This is a genomic window from Anaeromyxobacter soli, from assembly GCF_022808855.1.
Lineage (GTDB): Bacteria > Myxococcota > Myxococcia > Myxococcales > Anaeromyxobacteraceae > Anaeromyxobacter > Anaeromyxobacter soli.
Genome location: NZ_JAKZLF010000050.1, coordinates 1 through 24726, shown reverse-complemented (window position 1 = coordinate 24726; position 24726 = coordinate 1). Strand labels below are relative to the sequence as shown.

General features: G+C 76.6%; 20 protein-coding genes and 1 pseudogene. 7 read left to right on the top strand and 14 right to left on the bottom strand.

Going from position 1 to position 24726, the window contains the following annotated elements; translation table 11 throughout:
- Positions 1-151 precede the first annotated feature (151 nt).
- Positions 152-304 (top strand): annotated as a pseudogene (locus tag MLV88_RS22260) (JAB domain-containing protein); the annotation flags it as partial.
- A 66-nt stretch (positions 305-370) separates the two neighbouring features.
- Here MLV88_RS22260 and MLV88_RS22255 read toward each other — a convergent pair.
- Together MLV88_RS22255 and MLV88_RS22250 are read right to left on the bottom strand one after the other, a co-directional pair.
- Complete coding sequence (locus tag MLV88_RS22255) at positions 371-1096, bottom strand: NAD-dependent epimerase/dehydratase family protein (RefSeq protein ID WP_242340734.1); 726 nt, start codon at positions 1094-1096, stop codon at positions 371-373.
- 41 nt (positions 1097-1137) lie between these two features.
- Positions 1138-1689 carry an RrF2 family transcriptional regulator gene (locus tag MLV88_RS22250; protein ID WP_243338707.1) on the bottom strand — a complete coding sequence of 184 codons (552 nt, stop codon included), beginning with the start codon at positions 1687-1689 and terminating at the stop codon, positions 1138-1140.
- 296 nt (positions 1690-1985) lie between these two features.
- On the opposite strand from MLV88_RS22250, the gene MLV88_RS22245 reads away from it, so the two are divergent.
- The gene (locus MLV88_RS22245; protein WP_242356662.1) at positions 1986-2189 is read left to right on the top strand and encodes a ChaB family protein; all 204 of its coding nucleotides are present in this window, start codon (positions 1986-1988) and stop codon (positions 2187-2189) included.
- Between the two features lie 31 nt (positions 2190-2220).
- Here the strand turns inward: MLV88_RS22245 and MLV88_RS22240 are convergent, their stop codons facing one another.
- A complete protein-coding gene (locus MLV88_RS22240) occupies positions 2221-5088 on the bottom strand; it encodes a tetratricopeptide repeat protein (RefSeq protein ID WP_243338706.1) in 2868 nt (955 codons plus the stop codon).
- Between the two features lie 336 nt (positions 5089-5424).
- On the opposite strand from MLV88_RS22240, the gene MLV88_RS22235 reads away from it, so the two are divergent.
- Positions 5425-5826: an SRPBCC family protein gene (locus MLV88_RS22235; RefSeq protein WP_243338705.1), complete on the top strand. Its 402-nt coding sequence runs from the start codon at positions 5425-5427 to the stop codon at positions 5824-5826.
- A 28-nt stretch (positions 5827-5854) separates the two neighbouring features.
- Here MLV88_RS22235 and MLV88_RS22230 read toward each other — a convergent pair whose 3' ends face one another.
- Complete coding sequence (locus MLV88_RS22230) at positions 5855-7303, bottom strand: tetratricopeptide repeat protein (protein ID WP_243338704.1); 1449 nt, start codon at positions 7301-7303, stop codon at positions 5855-5857.
- 262 nt (positions 7304-7565) lie between these two features.
- Here MLV88_RS22230 and MLV88_RS22225 point away from each other — a divergent pair, with 262 nt between their 5' ends.
- Positions 7566-8597: an ornithine cyclodeaminase family protein gene (locus tag MLV88_RS22225; protein WP_242372487.1), complete on the top strand. Its 1032-nt coding sequence runs from the start codon at positions 7566-7568 to the stop codon at positions 8595-8597.
- A gap of 34 nt (positions 8598-8631) precedes the next feature.
- Here MLV88_RS22225 and MLV88_RS22220 read toward each other — a convergent pair whose 3' ends face one another.
- Positions 8632-9189, bottom strand: coding sequence for a cysteine hydrolase family protein (locus MLV88_RS22220; RefSeq protein ID WP_242372484.1), 558 nt, complete (start codon positions 9187-9189; stop codon positions 8632-8634).
- Positions 9190-9219: 30 nt separating this feature from the next.
- Positions 9220-9726, bottom strand: coding sequence for a hypothetical protein (locus MLV88_RS22215; RefSeq protein ID WP_242341101.1), 507 nt, complete (start codon positions 9724-9726; stop codon positions 9220-9222).
- A gap of 264 nt (positions 9727-9990) precedes the next feature.
- On the opposite strand from MLV88_RS22215, the gene MLV88_RS22210 reads away from it, so the two are divergent.
- Positions 9991-10614 carry a hypothetical protein gene (locus tag MLV88_RS22210; RefSeq protein WP_242372482.1) on the top strand — a complete coding sequence of 208 codons (624 nt, stop codon included), beginning with the start codon at positions 9991-9993 and terminating at the stop codon, positions 10612-10614.
- A gap of 120 nt (positions 10615-10734) precedes the next feature.
- Here the strand turns inward: MLV88_RS22210 and MLV88_RS22205 are convergent, their stop codons facing one another.
- The gene (locus MLV88_RS22205) at positions 10735-11214 is read right to left on the bottom strand and encodes a single-stranded DNA-binding protein (protein ID WP_242341103.1); all 480 of its coding nucleotides are present in this window, start codon (positions 11212-11214) and stop codon (positions 10735-10737) included.
- 204 nt (positions 11215-11418) lie between these two features.
- Positions 11419-13599 (bottom strand): D-alanyl-D-alanine carboxypeptidase/D-alanyl-D-alanine endopeptidase, encoded by a 2181-nt coding sequence (dacB, locus tag MLV88_RS22200; protein ID WP_243338701.1) that lies wholly within the window; start codon positions 13597-13599, stop codon positions 11419-11421.
- A gap of 139 nt (positions 13600-13738) precedes the next feature.
- Here dacB and MLV88_RS22195 point away from each other — a divergent pair, with 139 nt between their 5' ends.
- Complete coding sequence (locus MLV88_RS22195; RefSeq protein ID WP_242341105.1) at positions 13739-14284, top strand: Fur family transcriptional regulator; 546 nt, start codon at positions 13739-13741, stop codon at positions 14282-14284.
- A 42-nt stretch (positions 14285-14326) separates the two neighbouring features.
- Here MLV88_RS22195 and MLV88_RS22190 read toward each other — a convergent pair whose 3' ends face one another.
- Both MLV88_RS22190 and MLV88_RS22185 read right to left on the bottom strand, forming a co-directional pair.
- A complete protein-coding gene (locus MLV88_RS22190) occupies positions 14327-16198 on the bottom strand; it encodes a class I SAM-dependent methyltransferase (RefSeq protein WP_243338699.1) in 1872 nt (623 codons plus the stop codon).
- Between the two features lie 39 nt (positions 16199-16237).
- Positions 16238-16576: a hypothetical protein gene (locus tag MLV88_RS22185; RefSeq protein ID WP_243338697.1), complete on the bottom strand. Its 339-nt coding sequence runs from the start codon at positions 16574-16576 to the stop codon at positions 16238-16240.
- A gap of 295 nt (positions 16577-16871) precedes the next feature.
- Between MLV88_RS22185 and MLV88_RS22180 the strand changes: the two genes are divergently transcribed.
- Positions 16872-17180: a hypothetical protein gene (locus MLV88_RS22180; RefSeq protein ID WP_242341547.1), complete on the top strand. Its 309-nt coding sequence runs from the start codon at positions 16872-16874 to the stop codon at positions 17178-17180.
- Between the two features lie 30 nt (positions 17181-17210).
- Here the strand turns inward: MLV88_RS22180 and MLV88_RS22175 are convergent, their stop codons facing one another.
- The 4 genes from MLV88_RS22175 to MLV88_RS22160 form a co-directional block, all read right to left on the bottom strand.
- Positions 17211-17492, bottom strand: coding sequence for a polyhydroxyalkanoic acid system family protein (locus MLV88_RS22175; RefSeq protein ID WP_242341548.1), 282 nt, complete (start codon positions 17490-17492; stop codon positions 17211-17213).
- A gap of 11 nt (positions 17493-17503) precedes the next feature.
- Positions 17504-18199, bottom strand: a complete 696-nt coding sequence (gene queC, locus MLV88_RS22170; protein WP_242341549.1) for a 7-cyano-7-deazaguanine synthase QueC — start codon at positions 18197-18199, stop codon at positions 17504-17506.
- Between the two features lie 71 nt (positions 18200-18270).
- Positions 18271-18804, bottom strand: a complete 534-nt coding sequence (locus tag MLV88_RS22165) for a hypothetical protein (RefSeq protein ID WP_242357074.1) — start codon at positions 18802-18804, stop codon at positions 18271-18273.
- 5 nt (positions 18805-18809) lie between these two features.
- On the bottom strand, positions 18810-24695 hold the full coding sequence (locus tag MLV88_RS22160; RefSeq protein WP_243338696.1) for a tetratricopeptide repeat protein: 5886 nt from the start codon (positions 24693-24695) through the stop codon (positions 18810-18812).
- Positions 24696-24726: the final 31 nt, after the last annotated feature.

Genomic DNA, 24726 nt, shown 5'->3' with positions numbered 1-24726 from the left:
AGGGCAGGTCGCCGGCTCACGACGCCACCTCGGCGGCGGCCTGATTATGGGGACGAACCGCCGCCGGGATCTCACGCCTGCGCGCGATCGCGGAGGCCGCTGCGCATAACGCCGGAGTCCGCATAACTCCAGTTACGCGTAGCTACGCATAACCGGCGACCCCTCCCCGAGCCCGGACGACGCGGACCTCACCGAGCGCCTGCGGGCCGCGGCCGAGCTCGTGGGCGTGCTCGCGCGCGATCACGTGATCGTCGCGGCGGGCGGCTACTACAGCTTCGTCGAGGCGGGGCGCTGGAGACGTTGACGAGCGGAGGACGGAGAATGCGAGAGCTCGTCGCTGTCAGCACACGGACGCGGCGCGCCGCGTCCGCTATGCCATCCGAAAGCCCGGGTCCCATCCGAGGACGCGGAGGGCCTTTTCGATGTGGACGTAGCCGTCCGCCTCGGCGACGTTGTAGACGCCCGGCTGCGCTCTCGTGATCGCGAGCTGGGCGGCCTTCGCGGCGGCGTCCACATGCACCGGCCCCGCGGGGCTGGGCGCATCGAAGCCCGTTCCGGGCCCGTAGAACTTCCCGTAGCGCAGGACGACGCCTTCCAGCGGCGCCTCCAGCACCTGCCGCTCGAGGCTGAGGACGCCGGTCACCGTCCCGCCGTACAAAGGGTGCGTCTCCGGCAGGAGCGGATCCTCCTCGCGGTGCGGCGTGGGGCCCTCGGCGTAGATGAACCCGATGCTCTGGGCGACGAGCTTCCGGGCGCCGGCGCTTACGGCGGCGGCGACGAGGTTGCGCGTGCCCTCGTCCCGCAGGCGCGCGTTGCGCGCGAGGGCGTCGTTCATCCTGCTCGTCTCGAGCGCGTACGGCAGGTCCGTGAGCTGGTGGATGACGACCTCGGGCCGGGCGTCAGCCACGATCTCCCGGAGCGCGACGGCGTCGAAGACGTCCACGACCACCGGCTCGACGCCCATCGCGCGCAGGAGCGGCGTCTTGTCGGCGGATCGTGTGGTGCCCACCACCCGCCAGCCGTCCGCCACGAGGAGGGGCGCGAGGCGCCGGCCGATCGCGCCGGACGCTCCCGCGAGAAAGATGCACTTGTTCATCGAGGCTCTCCTTGTCTACGTTCACTCAGGGAAGATCGAGCTCAGGACTGCCGGGGCTTGGCTGCCCGGCGCCGGCCACTCTCGGCCGCTGTCCGCCCGATCCTGCGCTTCTGGAACCATGCCTCGGCGTCCCGGAGGAACGGCTCCGGCGCCTTTCGCTCGAACTCGTGGCTCAGGTCCGCGATCGTCTTGGAGGCGAGGAAGCCCTGGAGCGCGCCCTCCGCCTCCCTCATGAACAGGTGGATGCGGCACATCCCGGAGACGCTCCAGGCCGGCGGCTCCGCGCCGAACAGCGCGCAATGGCGCCGGATCTCGGCGCACTCGAACAGCGTCCGGCTGGGATCCACGGCCTCGAGCACGTCCCGCACGGAGATCCGCGCCGGCGGGCGGGCGAGCACGAACCCGCCGCGCACGCCCTCGGTCGCCTCGACGAGGCCGGCTTTCTGGAGCCGCGTGAAGAGCTTCGCGAGGAAACGCTCCGGCAGATCCTGGAAGCGCGCGAGATCACGCACGCTGACCGGCTCCGAGCGCGCCGCGAGGACGAGCAGGGAGTGCAGCGCGTACTCGGCACCGGCTCCGTAGAGGGAAGACAACTAGCACCTCACAGGTCGCAGTAATAGCGTCGTCAGCGCGTGCCCGTCAAGGCGTCGTCGCGGCGGCCAGCTACTGAGCTTCGTCGAGGCGGTGGAGGCGGTAGCACGGGCACGCCGCGCTCGGGGCAACCCGAAGGCTTGCGCGGCCGGCGCGCTCGGGAGCGCCGCCTCGACTGGCAATCCGGAGAGCCCGCAGCGCGCCGTAGACTGGCGAGGGCGGCGGCAGGGCACTCCCGCCCGGTGGCCGCCCCCAGGCGAGTGCGACGCGCGGGCGAGGCGTCGAGAGGCGGCGGTCCATGCCTTACGCGGCGAACGAGGACCTTCCACAATCCGTGCGGGCGCACCTCCCGCCCCATGCGCAGGACATCTACCGCGAGGCGTTCAACCACGCGTGGGAGGAATACGGCGGGGACGAGGCGACCGCGCACCGCGTCGCCTGGGGGGCGGTGAAGCGGCTCTACGTGAAGCAAGGCAGCGAGTGGGTGCCGAAGGGCCTCTAGGGGCCGCCGGGACGGCCCTCGGGGAGCGCCGTCAGCGCTTCCGCGCCGGCCTGGAGACCGCGGCGGGGATCTTCTTCGAGCCGCCGCTCGCGACCCGCTTCAGCGCCGGCGAGGGATCGTTCATCGCGACCTGCTTGCCGTCGAACGCCGCGATGCGCTTCGCCTCGGCGGCGTCCTTGGCGTCGAGGCCGGCCTTCAGCGCGCGCACCGCGAAAGGCTTCGCGGCGGCGCCGTCTCCGCTGGCCTGCGCGGCGCGGGCGGCGGCGAGGAGCGCCCGCGCGTCCCGCGGAGCGCTCGCCACGGCGCGCTCGGCGGCGCGGCGCGCCTCGGCGGGCTCGCCGTCGGCGAGCCAGGCCGCCGACAGGAGCGTCAGCGCCGGGACGTCGTTCGGGCGGGCGAGGAGCACCGCGTCGAGCTCGGCGCGGGCAGTGCCGGCGAGCCCGGCTTCGAGCCGCGCCTGGCCGAGCGCGCGGCGCGTCTCGAGATCGGCGGGGTCGAGCTTCACCGCGTCCTGGAGCGGCTCGAGCGCGCCCTTCGCGTCGCCGCGCGCGACGAGCACGCGGCCGAGCCCGGCGAGCCCCTCCGGGGCGCGCGGCTCGCGCTCGATCGCCTCGCGATAGGCGCGCTCCGCGGCGGCGAGGTCGCCCTCCGCCTCGAGAGCACGCCCGAGCGCGGCGTGGACGAGCGGCGGCGGCGTGCGCGTCGCGGCGAGCTTCTCGAGGAGCGCGCGGGCGCGCGCTGCCCGGCCCAGCGCGACGTCGCTGAGGGCGTACCAGACCGCGGCCTCGGCCGGCATGCGGCCATCGCGCCCGGTCGCCTCGAGCTCCGTGCGGGCGGCCGCGGGCTGACCGAGCCGCAGGCGGGCGATGGCGCGCTGGATGCGGACGGGGCGGCCGTCGACGCCCTGGAGCGCGGCGAGCGCCTCGGCGGGCTTGCCGCGACCGATGCGGGCGCGGGCGAGGAGGAGGCGGTGCGAGACCTCGCGCGGCTCCAGCTCCACGGCGCGAGCGGCGGCGCCCTCGGCGCGATCCCAGGCGCGCGCCGCGAGGTGCGCCTCGGCGAGCGCGGCGGCGAGCGGCGCGGTCTCCCCGAGCGTCTCGCTGGCGCGCGCGAGCCGCGCGGCGGCGGCGGCCGGCTCGCCCCGCGCGACCTCGACGCGGGCGGCGACGAGCTGGAAGCGGAGGCGGAGGTCGCGCGGCGGCGCGCTGCCGGGGTCCGCCTCCACGGCGGCGAGCTCGCGCGCGGCGACGTCCAGGTCCCTGCCGAGCGCGAGGCGCGCCTCGGCGGCGCCGGCGACCGAGCGCGGGTGGGTGGCGTGGGCGCCGAGCGCGGCGCCGTAGAGGGCGAGCGCGCGGTCCGCGTCGCCTTCGCGCAGCGCGAGGTCGCCGAGGTCCGCGAGCGCGCGGAGGAGCGGCGGGTTCGAGCGCGCCGCGATCTCCAGCCGTCCGCGGCCCGCCTCGAGCTCGCCGCGGCCCACGAGCACGCGCCCCGCGAGCGCCTGGACGAGCGGGGGGGACGACGGGTGGGCGTCGAGGAGCGAGGCCTCGGCGGCCTTCACCTCGTCGGGCGTCGCAGCGAGCAGGTACTCCGCCGCCCGGCCACCGTCGCCGGAGCGCGGATCCCGGGCGAGCTCCGCCGCGAGCCGGCGCGCCCCGTCGTCGCCGTGCTCGGCGGCGAGCACCGCCGCGACCTGCGCGGAGAGCGAGACGAGCTCCGGGTCGTCCGAGGCGCGGCGGGCCTCCGACAGGAGCCGGGCGGCCTCGCCGAGCGAGCCGAGGGTGTCGCGGCCGAGGCCCGCGCGCGCGCGGACCGCCGCGGTCGCGGCGAGCGCCGTGGCGCGGCGGGCGTCCGCCACGAGGTAGACGGCGGCGGCGGCGCCGATCGCGAGCACGAGCGCCGCGGCGCCGAGGACGCGGCGGTTCAGCCGCACCCGGGACGCGGGCGCCACGGGCGTCTCCGCGAGGAGCTTCTGCCGCAGCTCCTCGGCGAACTGCTGCGCGAGCCGGTCGGCCTCGGCGGCGCTCGGAGCCGGCGCGGCCGCGCGCGGCGCGCTCGGCCGGGAGGCGGAGGAGGGTCCGATGACGTCGCGGGTGGACTCGCCCGGGATCATGTAGAGGACGGACCGCTCCGCATCGGCGCGGAGCGGCGGAGGCGTCGGCGGGGCGCGCAGCGGGGGCGGGGTGGGCGGCGCCGCCGGGGTGCCGGGGCTTGCGTCGCTGTCGCTCGACGGGCCCGGTGCGGAGGGCGCGACGCGCGAGAGGACGGGCGGGGGAGGGCGCGAGCTCTCGGCGCCGGGCTCCGCCTCGTCGCCACCAGTAGCGGTCGAGGTCGGGGTCGGGTTCGGGGTCGCGGGCGCGGTCGGGCTCGCGGTCGCGGTCGGCGTCCCGGTCGCGGTCGGCGTCGCGGTCCGCGCCTTCCTCGAGATCCCGAGCGCGACCGTCGTCTCGTCATCGTCCTCGGCGGCGGCGCGCGCGGGCGCCGACGGCGGCGTCACCCCGAGCTGCCGCCGCGCCTGCTCCACCCAGCCGCGCACGCGTGTGTCGGCCGGCTGGAGCTCGAGGGCGCGCTCGAGATACGGCAGCGCCTCGGCGTGGAGCTTCTTCGCGAGCAGCGCCTCGCCGACGAGGTTGAAGGCGTACGGGCTCGACGCGTCGACCGCGACGGCGGCCTCGAACTGCGCGAGCGCGCCCGCCGGCTCGCCCGTCTCGAGGAGCGCGCGACCCCAGACCACGCGCCCGAGGATCGACGAGGGGTGGTGCTCGAGGCCGCGGCGGCAGACGTCCGCCGCCCGCGTCGCCTCGCCACGCTCGACGAGCGCCTTCGCGAGCTCGACGAAGATGCGCGACCGGGGATCTGCGGCGAGGATCTGCTCGTATTTCTCGACGATGGACGGGGGCATGCGGAGGGGCCTGGAGCCTACCAACCCAAGGTCGGTGCGGACAGTCTTCGTCCGCAACCCGCCGGCCGGGGAGGTCGGCGGAGGTGGGGGCGGCACCCCGCCACGCTCCGTTCACGTGCGTGTGTGGGCGGGAGTGCCCGCCAGAGGCGCTTGCAGAGCGGGGCGCGGCGATCGTTCGCGGCGGAGCGCTCGCTCTCGCGGACGCGACGTTGGGGTCCGGCGAGGAGCGGAACCCGCGCGGACGGCGCCGCGGCTCGTCCTTTGGCGCGCCCCGTTTCGCTGGCGGGGCTCACCTCCTGCGGTTACGGCGAGCGGAGCCCGGCGAAAGGACCGCCGATGGGCACCCTCCACGAGGTCCGGCACGTCAGCATCTCGATCGATCGCCCGCCGGGCGAGGTCTACGCGTTCGCGTCCAACCCGGAGAACCTGCCGCGCTGGGCCACGGGGCTCGCGGGCACGATCGCCCACGTGAACGGAGAGTGGATCGCGGACGCCCCGGCGGGAAAGGTGAAGGTCAGGTTCGCGCCGCGGAACGACCTCGGAGTCCTGGACCACGACGTCGTGCTGGCGTCCGGTGAGCGGGTTCACGTCTCGATGCGAGTGGTCGAGAACGGCGACGGGAGCGAGGTCGTCTTCACGCTCCTCCGTCAGGAGGGCATGTCCGACGAGAGGCTCGCGGAGGACGCGCGCTGGGTGGAGCGCGACCTGAACGCCCTGAAGCGGCTGCTCGAGCAGTGAGCTCCGGAATCGACGCTGACGTGATCGCTCACGCGCTGCTTGCGGCCCGCCCGCGGCGCCACTGCTTCAGCCCCTCTCGCAGGAGGAAGGCCGCGATCGCCGCGAAGCCGAGCAGCACGACCACGAACAGCCGGCTCTCGGAGGGGCCGCATTCGGTGCAGAGCCTCGGCGGATCGCCCGCTGGAACCGGAAAGCCGGCGTCGTCCAGCGTCGCCGCGAGCCGCGGCACCAGCTCGATGAGAACGCCCCGCAGACCGGCCTGCGCGACCGAGCAGTCCACCGGGTCGGCGTAGCTCGCCAGGAACGGCCGCCCGCCGGTGCTCAGGCCCGCATAGAAGGTGCCGGCACGAACCTCCCGGCGGGAGTCGCAGAGGAGCGCGGCATCGCGAAGCGCCACCCATTCTCCCGGGCGCGCCTCCTCGAGCGAGGTGCGCCGCGGCTCCGAAGGGAAGGCGAGCCACTGCCGCACCACCATGACCTCGAGCACCAGGCTGGCCGCCAGCGTCAGCGCCCCGAACGCTGCGAGGCCGGCGCCGAGGCGGCGAGTCCACGGTCCGCCAGCGATCCGATCCGCACGCAGGTCGGCCGCGACTCGACCGCGGAGCGCGTGAGTCTCGAGGTCGACGGCGGCCAGCCGCCGCAACCCCGAGCGCACGACCCAGCTCATCGCGACGAGGTAAGTCGCCGCGAGTCCCACCGCGCCCCAGAGCGTCCAGCTGGCCTCGCTGTTCGAGTGGAGGCGATGCCAGGTGAGTCCGGCAACCCCCACGCCGACCGCGAGCCCGAGCCAGGCGACCCAGCGTGATCGCATGACCGGGTTGGAGACGGCGAACGCGTTCAGCTTCGCCTGCCGCAGGCCCGGGTCGATGGCCAGCGCCGCCTTGAAGGCCTGGGCCGCCTCGTCGAGTCGGCGGAGCTTCATCAGCGCCACGCCGAGATTGTTGAGCGTGAGCGGCCGCTCGGGGTCGAGGGTCAGGCTGGCCCGGTAGTGTGCCTCCGCCGTCGCGGGGGACTCCTTCAACCAGGTGTCGCCCAGGTGGGCACGGTACTCGTGCACCTCCGGAGCGAGCATCACCGCCTCCTCCGCAGCGGCTCGCGCCTCCCGGATCCGTCGCAGCGCAAGGAGCGCCATGGAACGTACGTGGTGCCCCCCGGGCGATCGAGGGTCGAGCCGAAGGGCCGCGCCAGCTGCCGCGAGCGCGGCCTCGTGGCGCCCTGCCTGCCAGAGCGCGAGCGCGCGAACCCGATGGAGCCACTCCGACGTCGGATGGAGCGAGAGACCGGCCTCGACGGCCGCCACGCCCTCATCGAATCGGCCCTGGCCACCGAGTGCACGGGCCAGCAGCCCGTGACCGCGTTCGCTCTCCGGCGCCGCCCCGAGCGCGTCGCGTGCGAGGCGCTCCGCCTCGGCGTGGCGCCCGACGGAGAGGAGGGCGTCGGCGTGATCCAGCAGCGGCTCGGCGTGGCGGCTCGTCAACGCGGTGTTCGTCAGTGGGAGGCGTTTCGCCGGCTCTTCGGACCTGGACTCATGGGGGATCGGAGGCCGCGCCGACCGTTGGCTCGGCCGGATGTTACTACGTCGCTCGCCGGCAACCGCCCGCGAGATCCAGGGCGGCCGCTGTATTGCCTCAGGTCGAGCGCGTACACGGCGCGCATCCCCGCCGACGAGACGCGTGCGCCGGGGCCGCGGCGCGCTAAGGACTCGCACGTGGAGAGCCTCTCGCCCCCGGAGGTTCGAGGTGGATCCTCACGAGGTCCTGATCCTGTCGCAGCAGGACGTGACGGCGCTCCTGCCGATGCAGGAGTGCATCGAGGTCATGGCCGAGGCACTCGGCGCGCTGTCGCGAGGTGAGGCGCATGTGCCCGTGCGGTCGATGCTGGCCTTCCCTGACGGCCGCGGGCTGCTCGCGGTCATGCCCGGTCTTCACCATGCCGCGGGCGCGTTCGGGCTGAAGGTCGTCGCCGTGATGCAGGAGAACGAGGGCACCGCGTTCGACTCGCACCAAGGCGCGGTGCTCCTCTTCGAGGCGCGCCACGGCAGCCTGCGCGCGATCCTGGACGGCAGCGCGGTCACCGCCATCCGCACCGCAGCGGTGAGCGCGGTGGCGACCCGCGTGCTCGCGCGGCCGGACGCCGGCGATCTCGCGCTCCTCGGGTCCGGAGTGCAGGCCTCCAGCCATCTGGAGGCGATGAAGCTCGTGCGGCGCCTGCGGCGGGTGCGCGTCTGGAGCCGCGACGTCGAGCACGCCCGCCGCTTCGCGACACGCGAGGGCGCCCGGCACGGGCTCGCCATCGAGCCGGTGCCGGACGCGCGCGAGGCCGTGGCGGGCGCCGACCTCGTGTGCACCGTCACCTCCTCGCGGACGCCCGTCCTCGCGGGCGCTTGGCTCTCTCCGGGCGTGCACGTGAACGCGGTCGGGACCGCGCTCCCGACCGCGCGCGAGCTGGACACCGAGGCGGTGCGGCGCGCGCGCCTCTTCGTGGATCGCCGCGAGTCGGCCCAGCACGAGGCCGGCGAGTACCTCATCCCGCTCGCGGAGCGGGCCATCACGCCCGATCACCTGCGTGGCGAGCTGGGCGACGTGCTCCTCGGGCGCGTCCCCGGCCGGACCTCTGCCGGCGAGATCACGGTGTTCAAGTCGCTGGGGCTCGCGATCGAGGACCTCGCGGCGGCCGAGCACGTGAACGCCAGGGCGCGCGCGACGGGGCGCGGCGTCCGGGTCGAGCTCGGTGGGCTGCGCGTCACTGCGGACGCCCGCGGCCCGGCGTGAGCGAGAGATCTCGCAGCGGTCTTTCTCGGGGGCTCTACTCGCCGGCCCAGCCCTCCAGCGGCAGCCCCGCCGCGGACCTCACCGTCACCGCGGCGCTGCCGGCGTCGAACCCGTCGAGCGTGTCGTTGTGGTGGGCGATGATCTGGTCCGCGCTGAGCGCGCCGCTGTCCGCGGTGGCGTGGGCGTCGCCGACCAGGACCACGTCATAGCCCAGCGACACGGCGCGACGGCAGGTGGTGTCGACGCAGAACTGGCTCATGCAGCCGGCGACGAGGAGCCGCTTCACCCCGCGGCGATCGAGCTCCGCCTGCAGGGCCGTCCCGAAGAACGCGTCGCAGGCGGTCTTGCGGCACACCGCCGACGGGGGCGTGCGAGCCAGCACCGGGTCGAGCTGCCAGCCCTCGCTGCCCACCTCCAGCCGGTGACCCGGCCCGCCGTCGTGCTGCACGTAGATGACCGGGAGGCCGGCCGCGGCGGCGCGCGCGGCGAGCGCGCCGATGCGCTCCAGGATCTCCGGCCAGCGCGGCGAGGGCCGCTTGCCGGTGAAGATCCCCTTCTGCACGTCGATCACCAGGAGTGCGGTGCACGTCATCGACTGGCTCCTCACTCGCCCTGCCGCGGCTCAGCCGCGGATCATCGGGCTCCGCGCCGCGCCGGCGGGCAGGCCGCTGAGCTGAGCCCAGTGGCGGTCTCCGGGGAAGTGCGCCGCGAGGGCGAGCCAGGAGAGCGCATACGGCGCGAGCGCGAGCGTGTTCCCGGTCAGCAGGAACACGATGACCGCGGCGAGTGCACCGCCCTCGCAGAGGGCGCACGCCACGACGAGCCGCGCGACCGCGTCCGCCTCGGGTCCCGGCGGAAAGGCGGCGGCCGCGCCCCGCTGGGCGACGGCGCCTTGCGCAGGCCGCGCGATCCTCATCCGGACGGCCCAGAGCCACGACAGAGCCACGGTGACCACGGAGAGGACGAGCGAGCCCCCGATCAGCGCCGGCTCGGCGAGCGGTGCACCGAGCCCGGCCCCACCGCGTAGCGACACGACGAGGAAGAGCGCGACGCCGAGAAACACCGTCGGGCCCGCGAGAAGCGCCGCCCAGATGAGGGTCGCGACGACACGAGGACTCTGCTGCGCCATGCGCTTCCCCCCTCCGCGATGAGTCGAATACTCGACCCGCAGTCTACTCCGCGCTCAGGCTCCCGCGGACAGCGAACATGCTTCTGCGCGTCGATCACCACGAGCGCGGTGCGCGTCAGGGGCGGCACTCATCGGCGTGCGCCCGGAGGGCGCAAGACCTCCGTTGCGGGACGTTTGCTTCGAAGAGCGCTGACCTCCGGTGAAGGGGAAGCCCGGATGGCACGGGTGACTGCGACCGAGCGTTCAGTCACAATCGTCTCACCGATGGCCCCGGCTCCCGACCCGCATCAGCCCGTCATCGTCTCGTACCTGACCCTGCGCCGGGTCGTTGGCGTGCTGGGCGTGTCCCTCCCCGTCGTGATCGCGCTCTGGGGCTTCTCGATCCTCGGCGTCTTCCGCGTCCTGCCGTCGATCAGCGACTACTACGGCCTGCGGACGCGGGACGTCTTCGTCGGCACGCTCTTCACCATCGCCTGGTTCCTCTTCACCTATCGAGGCTACGAGAAGCGGGACGACGTCGCGGGCGACCTTGCCTGCGTCTTCGCGATCGGCACCGCCCTCTTCCCGAACACGGGGACGCGCCTCGAGCAGGTCGCCCACTTCGCCTCGGCCAGCCTGCTCTTCCTCGTGCTCGCCTACTTCTCGCTCTTCCTGTTCACGAAGACGAGCGGCACGCCGACGCGCATGAAGCGGGCGCGCAACGCCGTCTATCGCGCGTGCGGCGTGGTGATGCTCGCGTGCATCGGCCTCATCGGCCTGTACAAGCTCGCGCTCGACGAGACTCCCGTCCAGCAGCTGAAGCCCGTGTTCTGGCTGGAGTCCCTCGCGCTCTGGGCGTTCGGGGTCTCCTGGTTCGTGAAGGGAGAGACACTCCTCAAGGACGCGTAGCGGGGAGTGGGCGCGCGCCCCGGGATCCGTGTCCACCTGCGCGACGGGACCCCTGAAGCGAAAACGGCGAAGACCCTGAGGTCTCCGCCGTCTCCTCGAACCCTCTCGCTCGGGTTCCGACTAGAACGGAATGTCGTCCGGCCCACCGCCGCCGCCACCGCCGCCGTGGCCGCCGTCGTCCTCGAAGCCGCCGGGAGGCGTGAGCTCGTCGGGACCGTGACCGCCGCCGCGCGCGCCGCCGCCCGTCCCGCCGCCGCGGCCGCCGCCGGCGCCGCCGCCGAGGAAGCGGACCGTCTCGGCGACGACCTTCACCTTGTAGCGCTCCTGGCCGGACGCCTTGTCCTGCCACTTGTCGGTCTTGAGGCGGCCCTCGACGTAGACCTGGCGGCCCTTCGCCAGGTACTCACCGCACTGCTCGGCCTGCTTCCCCCAGACCTCGACGTCGTGCCACTCCGTCTCCTCCTTCTTCTGGCCGGACTGCTTGTCGGTCCAGGAGCGGGAGGTGGCGATGCGGAGGTTCGCGACCGCCTGGCCGCCGGACGTGTACCGGACCTCGGGATCCTTCCCGAGATTCCCGACGAGGATTACCCTGTTCACCATGGCGCCGCTCTCCTTTTCCGCGTGGCCGACGGCTTGTCCGCCGGCGTCTGAAATCGGCGGTATGTCCGCCGGCGTCGTGAGGCCGGCTCGTGGGCCGGCTTCGTCGAACTCGGCGGGCCGCGCACCGTGCGTCGCACGCCGTGCAGGTAGGTCTAGCAGGGCGCTCTGACGTCGCCCCCGGGATCGGCGCGCGGGCCTGCGGCCTCACCTTCGCGGCGTGGCCGGGGCCGTGGAGGCGGGCAGGAGGGCGGGCGCCGCGCGGACGGCGGCGCCGGCCTGGAGCGCCGCCTCGAGGCGCGGCTCCAGCGCCCGCGCGAACGCGCCCGCGTCCCCCGGCTTCTCGCCCGCCGCGCGCAGCGCCTCGCGGAACGGCCGCTCCCCTTCCTCTGCGGCGGCGAGCCCGCGCGCGAGGACCGAGATCGTCGCCTCCTGGAGCGGCGCGGGGGCGGCCCGCAGCGCCGTGAGGATCTCCTCGGGCGCGCTCGACGCCACGGCCCCCATGACCTCGGCGAGCGCGGCCCCGAGCCGGGCGTCGCTCACCGCCGCCGGCGCGAGCTCGAGGAGCCGCGCGAGCGCGTCGGCCTCGCCCTCGGCGGCGAGATCCCCGAGCGACGGGAGCACCGGCACGGGCTCGTCGGGCCCGAGCGCGGCGAGGAGCCGCCCGAGCGCCTGGGGGTCCGAGGTCGCGGCGTCGAGGAAGGCGCGCCGGGCCGTCTCGCCGTCCGGCTCGGAGAGGTAGATGCTCTCGGCGACCGCGAGCCGGAGGGCGGGGTCGCTCTCGGTGCGCAGCGCGGTGCGGAGGAACGAGACGTTGCGCGGGTCGGCGGCGCGTCCGAGGCCGTAGTAGGTGCGGACCGCGACGGCGAGATCGGCGGGCGTCGCCACCGGGACGGCGGTCCCCTCCGGCGCGTTCGCGAGCGCCACCGCGGCCTCGAGCCCCTCGCGCGTCCCGCCGCTCGCGGCGATGGCGGTGCCGAGCGCGTCCACCGCGCGGACGACGCCCGCGTGGCGGCCGGGGTAGTCGTTCACGATGACGGCGAAGGCGAGCGTCCGCCGCCCGGCGGTCTCGACGTAGCCGGAGAGGCTCGTCACGTTCTCGAGCGTGCCGGTCTTCGCGCGGAGGTGGCCGTCCGCGGCGGTGCCGTCCATGCGCCAGCGGATCGTCCCGTCGCGGCCCGCGACCGGCAGCGACGTCACGTACTCCGCCTGGAGCGGGAAGCGCCCCCACATCGCGCGGAGCAGGGTCACGAGCTGCCTCGCGCTGAAGCGGTTCGTGTCGTTCAGCCCGGAGCCGTTCTTCATCACGTAGGCGCCGCGCGGGACGCCGAGCGTGGCGAGGAACTCCCCCACCGCCTCGATCCCCTTCGGCCAGGAGCCGGGCGCCCCCTTCGCCTCCGCGCCGAGCGTCTTCACGAGCTGCTCGGCGACGAAGTTGTTCGAGTTCTTGTTGAGCCTGCGGACGATCTCCGCGAGCGTGTCCGAGGTGGCGACGTGGACGAGCTTCGCGCCGCGCGGCACCGCGCCGGTGTGGATGGCGCCCATGACCTTCACGCCGCGCAGCTCGAGCAGCCGCGCCAGCGTGTGGCCGAGGTAGCGCGGCGGATCGTCCACCCTCCGCCACACCGGCTGCACGCGGCTGCCGGCGGGCACGGGCCCGGAGATCACGATCCGCTGCCTGCCGCCGGCGAGCGAGGACTCGACGGTCACGTGGCGCCGGCCGCGGGGCCCGACGGTCCGGGTGCGGTTCACCACCTCGAAGAACGGGCTCTGCGGCTCGAGCTCCACGCGGCCCTTCTGGCCTCGGCCGGCGCCCGGACCGACGTAGACCGCGACGGCGTTCCAGTTGAGCGAGAGCGCGCCGGTGGGCGCGAGGTAGGACCGGTCCCCCTCCTCCTGGTCGTAGCCAGGGCCGTACCGCTCGGCGTCGAACCAGCCGTCGTCGAGCACGACGTCGCCGACCCTGCGGATGCCGAGGTGCGCGAGCTCGCCCGCGATCGCCCAGAGCCGCTCGGTGACGAGCGTGGGGTCTCCGCGGCCGCGGACGTAGAGGGTGCGCACCTGCGGCGAGCGAGCGGAGGGGGCGTCCACCAGGAACTCGGTCGCGAAGCGATAGCCCGGCCCGAGCCGCGCGAGCGCGGCGGCGGAGGTGACGAGCTTCACGTTCGAGGCGGGGTTGAGGAGCACGTCCGCCTCGCGGGCGTAGAGCACGTCACCCGACGTCACGTCGGCGACGAGCACGCCCGCGCGGGCCCCGGCGAGGGCGCTGCCCTGGACGATGCTGTCGAGCGCGGCCTGGAGGTCGCGCTGCGAAGGGGGCTCTGCGGCGGAGGGAGCGGAGAGGAGGACGGCGAGGGTCGCGGCGGCGGCCCTGACGATGGCAGTCACGGAGGCTCTCTCTTACCGGAAGGGCGGACGCATGGACAGCGTGCGGGGCGCCAGGCGCGGGGAGAACGCCCGGCAGGGCGCCGGCATTTCCGGGGACGTGCGTTGACACGAGAGTCGGTCGCTCGCTAGCGTACGGGCCGTGAGACCGGGTCGCACGGAGGGCGTGGACGCACGGGTCCAGGACGCGCTGGACCGGTTCGAGCGATTTCTCGCGGGGAAGGACCTCCGCCTCACGGAGGCCCGCGCCGCCATCGTCGAGGCCGCGCTCGCGCGCGAGGGGCACTACCCGATCGACGAGCTCATCGCGGACCTGAAGCAGCGAGGCATCCGCGGCTCGAAGGCGACGGTCTACCGTACGCTCCCGCTCCTCGCGGAGGCGGGCATTTTGGAGCCCGCCATCCTCGCCGGGGAGACGCGCAGCTACGAGACGACCTTCGGCCGCCACCACCACGACCACCTGCGCTGCGGGCGGTGCGGCAAGGTGGTCGAGTTCGAGTTCGAGGCCTTCGAGATCCTCCAGCGGGAGGTGGCGACGCGCTACGGGTTCCGGCTCGAGAGCCACCACCACGAGCTCATCGGTACCTGCTCCGAGTGCGTCGCGCGGGAGTCGGTCGCCCGCGCTCCCGAGGGCGACGAGCTCCCCGCCGCGAGCGGGCCCGCCGAGGGCGGACCCGCCGGGCGCTGAACGCTCCTCCGAGGCCGGCCGCGCGCCGAGCCCCTCCCGCGCTCACGCGCCGATGACCCTGCGGGTCGCCTCCGCGTGCGCGAGCCGCCGCTCCACGCGCAGGGCGAGCTCGCGCCGGGCGCGCTCGACCGCCGCCCGCTCGAGCCCGAGGGCCCGCCCCACGATCGCGTCGAGCTCCCGCTGCGCCGGCCGCGCGAGCATGGCCCGCACGTCGGTCGTGACCGGCGCCACGGCGAGCGCCGCGCGGACCGACGCGAGCTCCGCCTCGACCGCCGCGAGCGCCGCCGGCGCGGGGAAGGGGGCCGCGGCGAGGACGCGGCAGTCGACGTCGGCGATGGCCTGCGCGCCGGTGAGCTGCCGCGCGCCCGCGTCGATCGCGAGCCGCACCGGCGTCGCGCCGAGGACGAGCGCCACCTGCCAGGGCGGGAGCTCGCGCGGGAAGAGCGCGTGCCACTTCTTGTCCTCCCACAGCCCCTCCGCGTTCAGGAACGCGAACGCGCGCGCGGCCACCTTGGCGGGGTAGAGCACGGGCGCGGGTCCGCGGCCCGGCACGAGCCGCCACCAGGGGGCGCGCCCGGCGCAGGTGGGGCGGAGGTGGACGCCCGCGGCCTCACCGCGCCGCAGGTACGCGCGCGCCGCGCGGGACGGCTCGAGCGGGCGGAAGAGCACCCGGCCCGGGTCGGCGCGCTCCGGCGCCCGCGCCTCCTTGAGCGACGCGAGGAGCGGAACCACGTCCGAGGGCGCGAGCGCGACCTCGCCGAGGAGCGGCGACTCGAACCGGCCGCCGCCGAGCGGCCTGAGCTGGAAGAACGCGTTGCAGCCGGACTTCGTGCCGAAGCGGACGTCGCACACGTCGGCGAGCGTGCGCGCGCCCGCGGGCGCCGCCCGCGTCCGCGGTGCCAGCCGGAGCCGCGGCGAGGAGCTCCCCCGCGCGAGCGCCGCGAGCTCCGCGGGGGCGAGCGCCGCGAGCGGTACCGTCGCCTCCGCGGGCCGCGCGTCGCCGGCGCCCTCGGACCAGACGGACAGGAGCGTGTCCACCGACGCCGCGAAGCTCCCGGCGGCGCGCGAGCGCAGCCGGAGGACGAAGCCGCCCCGGGTGCGGGCGTCCGCGAGGAGCGGCGCGGCCGAGCGGGAGGTGTCGAGCGCGCGCGGCCACACGAGCGCGGCGACCGGCGCGCGCCGGAGCGCCACGGCGGCGAAGTGGGCGGACAGGTCGGCCTGGCGCGAGAGGCCGCTCGCGCGGGCAGCGCGCGCCTTCTCCCGCGAGGGGAGGGACTCGTGGCGCAGGAAGGGCGGGTTCGCGAGGACGAGGTCGGCGGCGGGCCAGCCGTCCGCGGAGAGCGCGTCGCGCGCGCGGAGCTCGGCGCGCGCGCCGAGGAGCGCGAGCCGCCCGCGCGTCGCCTCGATGGCGAGCGGCGCGAGGTCGAGGCCGCGGAGGAGGAGCCGGGCCCCGACGGCGCGCGCGAGCCGCTCCGCGGCGCAGAGGAGCGCCCCGCCGCCACACGCGGGGTCGAGCACGGCGAGGCCGTCGAGGGCGCCGGCGAGGTCCGGGGAGGGCGCCGCGGCGAGGAGCGCGGCGAGCGCCTCGGCGGGCCGGGGGCCGCCGCGCCGGGCGGCGGCGTGAGCGAGCCCGAACGCCGCGAGGAGACGCGCCTCCGGGGCGGGGGTGAACACCGCTCCGCGCGCTCCCGCCAGGGCGCGCGCGCAGATCGCCTCGAGGAGCGCGCCGTCGAGGGCGCCGCCGGGGCCGCCGGCTGCCTCGTCTGCCTCGGCGCGGGCGACCACCGGGAACCCCGCGAGCGGACCGCCGCGCGCCCCGCCGAGCCGCGCGAGCGCCGCCGCGAGCTGCGCCTCTGGCGCGAGCGGCGCGAGCGCGGCGAGGGCGGCCTCGATCGGCGTCGGGGGCGTGCGCACGCGCCGCCGTTGTACCAATTCCGCGCGCCGGCCGCTCGCTCACGCCCGCGCGCCGGCGCGGCCGGGCGGCGACGGGGCCCGCTGCACGAGCCGCGCGCTCGGGACGAGCGCGAGGAGGAGCAGGAGCGCGGCCGCCGAGAGCTCGGCGGCGGAGGCGGCGCGATCCGAGCCGCCACGCGCCGCGTAGACGAGCCAGAGCGCGGGCACGCCGAGCGCGAAGCGGGCGCGCGGCCACTCCAGGGCGGCGACCGTGGCGATGCACACGAGCAGGCCCATCGCCACGTCGTGCAGGATCGGCCCGACCGCGCCGTACCCGAGCACGAGCGGCGCCAGCATGAGCGCGAGGCCCACCGCGAAGCTCGCCCAGCGCGCGTACATTCGAAGGGAAGGTGGCGGCGCGCCCGTGCTCTTTCAAGCCACGCTCGCCGGGCGGGCTGCTGGTCAGCCGACCGGGCGAGCGCATGCCATGCCGCCGGGATCGTGATCCGCGCGAGGCGCGCCCGGGCCGGAGCTCCCCGTCGAAGTAGCGGGTGCACCGCCCTGGCCCCCGTACGACTCGCGGGCGGAAGGACGTCCGCCGCAGCGCCGATATCGTGCGCAGCCGGAAATTGGGCGGGGTCAGGCCCCCCGGCTAGGATGCGCCGACTCCGACCGGTTCCGGCAGGATCGCGGCATGCCCCGCCGTCGAACGGACCGGTCGCGCCCGGACTCCGCCATGACCTACGCCGAGGAACGCGTCGCTTCCGAGATGGGCCGGGTGATGCTCGCGCTCTACCGCGCGGGGATGCAGGTCCGGCTCTGGCCCGACGCGCTGAAGGGGCGGGCGAGCGCCCGTATCGTCCCCGGCCCCTCCGCGAAGCGCCGCAGGGGCGAGGCCCCCCGCGCCGTGACGGGCGTCGGCGACTCGCCCCTCCAGGCCATCTACGCGGCCGTGGAGCGGATGAACGAGCGGTCGGGGGCCATCGTCGTTCCGCTCGAGTGATCCAGCGCGCGAGGCACCCGCGACGAGAACCTACGGGAAGAGCCCGTCGAGCTTCTTCTCGATGTCTTCCTGGACCTTCTGGCGCATCGAGCCGGGGATCAGCATCGGGAACTTGAGCTCGACGGTGACCTCCCCGTCGCGCACCTGGTACGCGCCAGAGACGCCCATCTTGGCGACCTTGCCCGTCTTCGATCCGCCGTCCTTCTGGTAGTCGAGCGAGAGCTTCTGGGCGATGCGCTCCATCACCTCGTCGACCTTCTCGTAGATCTCGCCCGCGCTCTTGCCCGGGTACTTCCTCGTGATCTGCGGCATCCGTTCTCCTGTCACTCGTCGATGTAGAGAGTTGGGTCGGTAACACCCGCCTCGTCAAACCCCTTCCGGCGCAGGACGCAGGCATCACACGCGCCACAGGCTCGTCCGCGGACGGGGTCGTAGCACGAGAGGGTGAGCCGGTAGGGAACTCCGAGCGAGGTCCCGAGCTTCACGATGCCCGCCTTCGTGAGCCGGAGCAGGGGCGCGTGGATTCTCAGCGGCCGTCCCTCCACGCCCGCCTTCGTCGCCACCTTCGCCAGGCGCTCGAACGCCCGCAGGAACGCCGGCCGGCAGTCCGGGTAGCCGGAGTAGTCGATGGCGTTCACGCCGACGAAGACGTCCTCCGCGCCGATCGTCTCGGCGTGCGCGAGCGCGAGCGCGAGGAGCACGGTGTTCCTCGCCGGGACGTAGGTGACCGGGATCTCGGGCGCCCCGCGGCGCTCTCTCCGCCGCTTGGGCACCGCGATCGCGGGATCCGTCAGCGCCGAGCCGCCGAAGGCCGAGAGGTCCACCTTGACGACCCGGTGATCGGCCGCCCCGAGGACGCGGGCGAGCCGCCGGGCGCGGGCGAGCTCGCCCTTGTGCCGCTGGCCGTAGTCCACCGAGAGGCAGTGCGCCTCGAAGCCGTCGCGCCGCGCGACCGCGAGGCAGGTCGTCGAGTCGAGGCCGCCGGAGAGGAGCACCACCGCGCGCTTCGTCTTCGTCATGAGGGCCGGGATTCTAAGCGACGGCCCCCGATTCGCGAGCACCTTCGGTGTCCGCGCGTCGCGCGCCCGGCTCAGGGGGATGGGGCCGACGTGAGCGCGTAGGTGGCCGCGCACGGCAGCGCACAGGAGCCGCAGTTCCCGGCGAGGTACTCGAAGCGCTCCTCGAGCGTGCCGGTGAACGTCGCCGCGGCGCCCTCGCCCGCGACGGTCCCGGTGACGTGCTCCACGGCCGACACCGAGCAGTTCGGGCCGCACCGGTCGAGCACCGCGAGGCCGGAGCTCGCCTCGAGCGTGTACGTCCCGTCCGCGGCGCGCGAGCCGTAGTACGTCGCGCCGCGCCCGCCGGGGCACAGCGCCGCCGGCCAGGAGCCCGCGGCCGCCGGCTCGGCGGTGAGCTTCGCCTGGAAGCTCGCCACGATCCGCGTGGGCGGGTCCGTGACGGGCGGGACGGCGGTGCAGGCGGACTCCGGCGCGCCGTCGGGGAGGGAGACCTCGAGGCGGAAGCTGCCCACCGGCTCGCCCGGGCAGGTGCTCTCGCCCGTGTCCGAGCAGGCGAGGACCAGGCCGGCGAGGGCGGCGAGGACGGCGAAGCTCGTGCGGACCACGCGGGTCATCCCAGCGCCGCGAGGCGCAGCTCGAGGAACGGATCGGAGAGGGCGAAGAGGGCGACGTCGCGCAGGTCGGCAAGCGCGAGCGCCCGCGCGGGCGCGGGCGGGCTCTCCACGAGCCTGCGGTCGGCGAGGAGCAGCGCGTGGAGCGCGGCGCCCGGGTCGCCGCAGCGCAGGAGCGCGACGCGGTTCGCGGTGCGACGGAGGGCAGCGGCGAGCGCGCGGGGATCCGTCGCCGCGAGCTCGCCGGAGGCGTCGCGCGCGAGCTTTCGGGCGTCCTCGCGGACCGACGGGGGGACGGAGAGCTCGAGCGCGGCGAGGAACGCGCCCGCCCGCTCCGGCGGGAGCCCCTGCGAGGGCGGGGAGCCGCCCGAGAACCGGCACGCGAGCTCGAGCAGGATCCCGACGTCGCGCGGCGCGAACTTCCCCGCGAGCGCCCAGCCGTGGCCGAGGAGATCCACGGCGCGCGCCGCCGCGAACGCGAGCGCGGCGGGCGCGAGCCTTTCGGCGCCGGCGGCCACGATGACCGAGGGCGGCTGCGTGTTCTCGAGCGCGATCCCCGCGCCGGGCGCGCCGGCGAGGAACGCCGCGAACGGGCGCCCGTGCAGCGCGCCGCGCGCCGCGTCGAGCGCGGCCCGGACCGCGGGACCGCGCGGTCCGACGAGCCGGTCTGCGGTCGTGACGCCGTGGCGGGCGAGGTCCGCAGGGAAGAGCGGCTCGAGGTACGGGGTGAGCAGCGCGAGGAGCCGCGCGAGCGGGCCGGTCGCGCCCGGGGCGGCGATGCGCTCGCGCAGCCCGGGCGTGACGGGCGCGAGGCGGGGTGCAGCGGCAGGCGTGGCGTCGCGGGCCGCGTCGCCGGTTCCGGCGGCGAACGCGGCGAGCGACGCGGCGAGCCGCGCGCGCTCCCCGAGGCGCGCGCGCTCGGGCGCGGGGCCGGCCTGCGCGGCCGCGCTCGAGAGCGAGGCCACCTGGCGAAGCGCGCCTTCGTCGGAGGGTTCCGAGCGGGCGATCTCGAGCCAGGCCTCGAGGGCGCGCGGTGCGGAGTCGGGACGGCCGTCGAGCAGCGCGACCAGCGCGCGGCGGGTGTCGGCGTCGTCCGGGACGAGGGCGAGGGCCTTCTCGAGCATCACGGCGGCGCGCTCCGGCGAGCCGAGCCGTCCGCGCAGCACGTCCGCGAAGTGGCGGTAGCGCGCCGAGGCGGCGAGCGGATCGTAGGCGGCGATCGCGTCCGCGCACACCTCGCCGAGCTCGACGTACTCGTCGAAGCGCCCGAGCTTTTCCGCGACGCGCGACAGATCGCGCGCGAGGGTGAGGTCGGCAGGGTCCGCCTCGAACGCTCCGAAGAGCAGGGTCCGCGCCCGGTCGAGCTCGCCCGCGGCCATGAGGGCACGGCCGAGGGCGGCGGGATCGGAGGGGTCGGGGTCCGCGCTCGCGCTCGCGGCCGAAGTCGAAGTCGAGGTCGAGGTCGAGGTCGCGGTCGCGGCGGCCGCCGTCGCCCCCGCGGTCGGGGACGGCGGCGTAGCGCTCGAGGTCGGGTTCGAGCTCGCGGCCGCGGCCGGCCTCATGGCCCTTCCCACCTTCGCCTCGACCGCGAGCGCCTCGGCCCGATCGAACGCCTCGGAGTCGCCGGGCTCCTTCGCGAGCACCTCGCGCCAGGTTCGAGCGGCCTCGTCCGCGAGCCCGGCGCGCTCGAGCGCGTGGGCGAGGTGGCGCGCGTGCTCGGTGCGCTCGGCCTCCGGCACGGCCGAAGGATCGATCGCGCGGAGGTGCTCGGCCGCGCCGCCCGTGTCGCCGGAGGCGAGCGCTGCGTCCGCCAGCGCGAGGCGGGCAGGCGGGGAGCCGGGGTGGGCGAGGACCGCGGCGCGGTACGCGCGCGACGCGTCGCCGCGCGCCCCGGCCTCCTCGAACATCCGCGCCGCGTCGAGCGCCGCGGCGGCGGCCTCGTCCCCCTCGGCGCGGATCGACGCGGAGAGGAGCGCACGGGCCGCCGCGATGGGGTCCCCGAGCGTCGCCTCGATCCGCGCACGCGCCTGGAAGACGCCCGCGGAGTCGGGATCCGTCTCGCAGGCGACGTCGAGCAGCGAGCGCACCTCGTCCGCGGGCGCGCCGGCGCGCGCGAGGAGGCCGCCCGCGGCGAGGAGCGCGGCGGCGCGGTCGGCAGGATCGTCGGTCGCGAGCGCGCGCTCGACGCACGCGCGGGCCGCGCCGCGCGGGTCGTAGTCGCCGGGCGCGAAGGCGGGCTCCTCGGCGGGAGCGGATTCGACGGGAGGAGCGGCCTCCGCGGCGGCAGCAGGGCCCTGCGCGGCGACGGCCTCGGGGGCCGCGCCCGGCTCGGGGGCGGGAGCGGGCTCCGCCACCGCCGCGGCGGAGGCTGCGCCGTCCGCGGACGCAGGGGCGGCGTCCGTCGCGAGGGCGGCGAGCGCGGCCGCGCTCGCGAGGTCGTGCGCGAGCTCGGGAAGCTCGGGTTCCTCGCTCGCGGCGGGCAGCCGCGGCTCGAGCGCTTCCGACTCGAACGCGAGATCCTCCCAGCCGGTGCCGGGAGCCGTTTCCGTCGGGGTCGGGGTCGCGGTCGGGGTCGCGGTCGCGGTCGGGGTCGGGGTCGGGGTCGCGGTCTCGGTCTCGGTCTCGGTCTCGGTCGCAGTCGGAGTCGGAGTCGGAGTCGGAGTCGCGGTTGCGGTCGGGGTCCCGGTCGCGGTCGCAGTCGGAATCGGGGTCGGGAACCCGAGCTCCTCCCAGCCGGCGCCTGCCGGCGTCTCGGGAGCGGTCGCCGTCGGGATCTCGGTCTCGAGCGAAATCGTCGTCGGGCTCAGGCTAGGGACGGCGGCCTCGGTCGCGACGGCGAGGTCGAGCTCGAACGGCGGGAGCGCGTCCACGACGTCGGCGAGCCACCTGGCCGGGTCACCGAGCGCCTCCGCGCCCGCCTCGGCGGTGGTGCCGCTCGCGTCGGCGAGCGGGTCCGGCGCGCCGAAGACCTCCGCTCGAGCGTGCCCGCCCGCGACGGCGGCCCAGGCCGCTTCCGCGCGCGGATCGGAGGGCGCGAGCGAGAGGGCCCGCTCGAGGTGGGGGATGCCATCGTCGGCGCGGCCGTCGGCGACCGCGGCGAGCCCGAGCCGGAAGCGCGCGGGCGCCTCGTCCTCGGCGGGGACGTCGCCCGCGACCTCGGCCCGCACGACCACGCGCAGGTCCAGCTCGGCGGCGGCGCGGTCGCCGCGCGCGGCCGCGACGCAGCCGGCGAGGGCAGCGAGCGCGCCGGTGTCGCCGGGGGTGGCGGCGAGCGCCTCGTCGTAGGCGGCGATCGCGTGCTCGATCGCGCCGGCGGCGGCGAGCGCGTCACCCCGGGCCCGGTGGCAGGCGCCGGCCTCGCCCGGCACGGCGGCGGCCCGCGCGGAGAGCACGGCGTCGCGTCGCTCGAGGTCGTCCGCGGCGTCGGCGAGCGCCGCGGCGAAGGCGGTGTCGTCGGCGGGGCTGGCCCCGAACGCCGCGCGGCGCGCCTCGGCGGCGCGCGCGACGTCCCCGCCGGCCTCGAGGTCGGCGGCGGCCTCGATGAGGAGGGCGGCGCGGGCAGCCTCGGCGGCGGCGCTCGCCCGCGCGAGGAGGAGCTGGGCGCGCTCCCGGGGCCGACCGCGGAGCGCCTCGAGCAGGAGCGGCAGCCCCTCCTCGGCGGACGCGGGGTGACGGGCGGCCGCGCGGCGCAGCGCGACGGCGGCGCCGTCGGGGTCGTCCGCCTCGAGGAGCACCGCGGCCACCTCCCGCGCGTACGCCGCAGCGCCGGCGGGATCGCCGCCCTCGACAGAGAGCCGCTCGAGCCCGTGGAGCGCCCTCGCCGCGTCGGCGAGGCGTCCGGCCTCCCGGGCGCGGGGGATGGCCTCCTCGAGGAGCGCCGCCGCCTCGGTGGCGGCGCCGGCCTGGCGGGCGGTCTCCGCCGCGTCGATGAGGGCGTCCACGAGGCCGTCGCCGGACGCCGTGCCGCGGAGCGCGTCCACCCGGCGCCGCGCGACCTCCGCCGCGACCGCGGGCGCGCGAGCCGCCGCCTCCGCGGCGCGCGCGAAGAGGCTGGCGCCGAGCTCGGGATCGCCGGCCTCGTCGAGCGCTGCGGCCGCCGCGTCGGCGAGCGCGAGCGCGCGGGTCCGCTCCGAGCGGCAGGCGCCGGCCGCCACGGCGAGGGCGAGCACGGCGCGCCGCCTGTCCGGATCCACGGCGAGCCGGCGCCGCGCGGCGGAGACGTCGCCCGGCCGCAGCGCGAGGACCCGGTCGAGCGCGGCGAGCGCGAGCTCGGGCTCACCCGCGTCGGCGGCGAGCTCGGCGAGCTCGTCGCACAGCGCCACGGCCTCGCCCGGGTCGATCCCTGCGAGCTCCGCCCGGAGCAGGCGGGCGCCGAGGGCGAGCGTCTCGGTGACCGATCCGCCGAGGTACAGCAGGCGCACGAGGAGCGGACCTGCGAACGCGAGGTCGTCGCCGGCGAGCGCGTGAGCGCCCCGGGCGCAGCGGAGGGCCGCGCCGGGCTCTCCCGCCGAGAGCGCCAGCGCGGCCGCGGCGCGGAGCGCGTCCGCGGCCTCCGCGGGGGACGCGCGCCGCGCGAACGCCTCGAGCGGCGCGGAAGCGCCGGGCAGGGCCGAGCGCCGGCGGAGCCGCGCGTGCTCCTCCGCGAGGGTCCGCTCCGGCGGGAGCGCGGCGAGCGCGGCGGCGAAGGCGCGGTCCGCGCCCTGCGCGTCGTCGATCGAGGCGAGGATGCGCGCGCGGGCGAGGAGCCGCAGCCCGGCGAGCTCGGGCTCGGCGTGGGCGAGCTCCTGCAGGAGCTCCGCGACGGTGGCGAGGTCCCCCGCGAGCTCGGCGGCCTCGCGGCAGGCCTCGATCGCGGCAGGATCCCGCGGCGCGAGCGCCCGCGCCTCCTCCGCGCTCGCCCGTCCGAGCGCGAGGTCCCCCGCGGCGGTCGCGAGGGCGGAGTGGCGCAGCAGCGCCGCGGGCCGGGCCCCGGTGGGCAAGAGCGGCACGAGCGCGGCGAGCGTCTCCTGCTCGGAGGCCGCGTCGCCCCGCTCGCGCGCGAGCTGCGCGAGCGCCTCCAGCGCCGCGCGCGCGGACTCGCGGCCCGGCCGGCGCGCCATCGCCTCGCGCAGCGCCTCCTCGCCACCTGCGACGCCCGCCGCGAGGGCGGCGAGGCCCGCCTCGACGAGGCGGTCCGCCGCGCCGGGCTCGTCGCGATCGCGGGCCACCGCCGCGCGGGCGAGCAGCGCCTGCGCCGCCTCGGCGGGCGCCCCTGCCTGGGCGGCGAGCGCGGCGCGCAGCTCGAGCGCCGCGTCGTCGAGCGGTCCGAGGGCAGCGGCGTCGCGGAGCGCGGCGAGCGCGGCGGTCGCCTCGCCCGCCGCGGCGAGGAGGGCCGCGCGCGCGGAGAGCAGGGGGCCGCGGTCGGACGTCGCGAGCCCGGCGTGCGAGACGAGCCGCTCGAGCAGGGCGGCGCGCTCCGCGGGCGGCAGGTGCTCCGCGCGGGGGGGCTCCGCCAGCGCACGGAGCGCGCGCAGCGAGCCGGGATCGCGCGCGAGCGCCTCCCGCGCGAGGAACGCCGCGCGGGCGGGATCCTCGGACGCGAGGACGTCGGAGAGGTCGAGGCGGACGGTGACCGCGTCGGCGCCCGTCGCGAGCGGGACGCGGCGCGCGAGGGTGCGGGCGAGCTCCGCGGTGGCCCCCGCCTCGCGCTCGAGCCGGGCGAGCCGCGCGAGGGACGCGTCGTCGTCGGGCACGAGGGCGGCGTGCGCGGAGAGGTGGCGACGCGCGGCGCCAGGATCGCCAACGATCTCGGCGCAGCGGGCGGCGAGGGCGAGGAGGGCGGGCCGCGCCGCCGCGTCGAGCGCGTCCGAGGCGAGCGCGGCCTCGGCGTCGGCGAGGGCGGCCACCGGGTCCTGGTCCGCGCGGGCCGCAGCGCGG

Excerpts from the sequence above, each read along its gene's own strand:
- queC (WP_242341549.1), bottom strand. The coding sequence starts at position 18,199 with ATGACGAAGACGAAGCGCGCGGTGGTGCTCCTCTCCGGCGGCCTCGAC.
- MLV88_RS22240 (WP_243338706.1), bottom strand. The coding sequence starts at position 5,088 with ATGCCCCCGTCCATCGTCGAGAAATACGAGCAGATCCTCGCCGCAGAT.
- MLV88_RS22235 (WP_243338705.1), top strand. The coding sequence starts at position 5,425 with ATGGGCACCCTCCACGAGGTCCGGCACGTCAGCATCTCGATCGATCGC.
- MLV88_RS22185 (WP_243338697.1), bottom strand. The coding sequence starts at position 16,576 with ATGTACGCGCGCTGGGCGAGCTTCGCGGTGGGCCTCGCGCTCATGCTG.
- MLV88_RS22255 (WP_242340734.1), bottom strand. The coding sequence starts at position 1,096 with ATGAACAAGTGCATCTTTCTCGCGGGAGCGTCCGGCGCGATCGGCCGG.
- MLV88_RS22220 (WP_242372484.1), bottom strand. The coding sequence starts at position 9,189 with ATGACGTGCACCGCACTCCTGGTGATCGACGTGCAGAAGGGGATCTTC.
- MLV88_RS22180 (WP_242341547.1), top strand. The coding sequence starts at position 16,872 with ATGCCCCGCCGTCGAACGGACCGGTCGCGCCCGGACTCCGCCATGACC.
- MLV88_RS22245 (WP_242356662.1), top strand. The coding sequence starts at position 1,986 with ATGCCTTACGCGGCGAACGAGGACCTTCCACAATCCGTGCGGGCGCAC.
- MLV88_RS22175 (WP_242341548.1), bottom strand. The coding sequence starts at position 17,492 with ATGCCGCAGATCACGAGGAAGTACCCGGGCAAGAGCGCGGGCGAGATC.
- MLV88_RS22205 (WP_242341103.1), bottom strand. The coding sequence starts at position 11,214 with ATGGTGAACAGGGTAATCCTCGTCGGGAATCTCGGGAAGGATCCCGAG.
- MLV88_RS22215 (WP_242341101.1), bottom strand. The coding sequence starts at position 9,726 with ATGGCGCAGCAGAGTCCTCGTGTCGTCGCGACCCTCATCTGGGCGGCG.
- MLV88_RS22210 (WP_242372482.1), top strand. The coding sequence starts at position 9,991 with ATGGCCCCGGCTCCCGACCCGCATCAGCCCGTCATCGTCTCGTACCTG.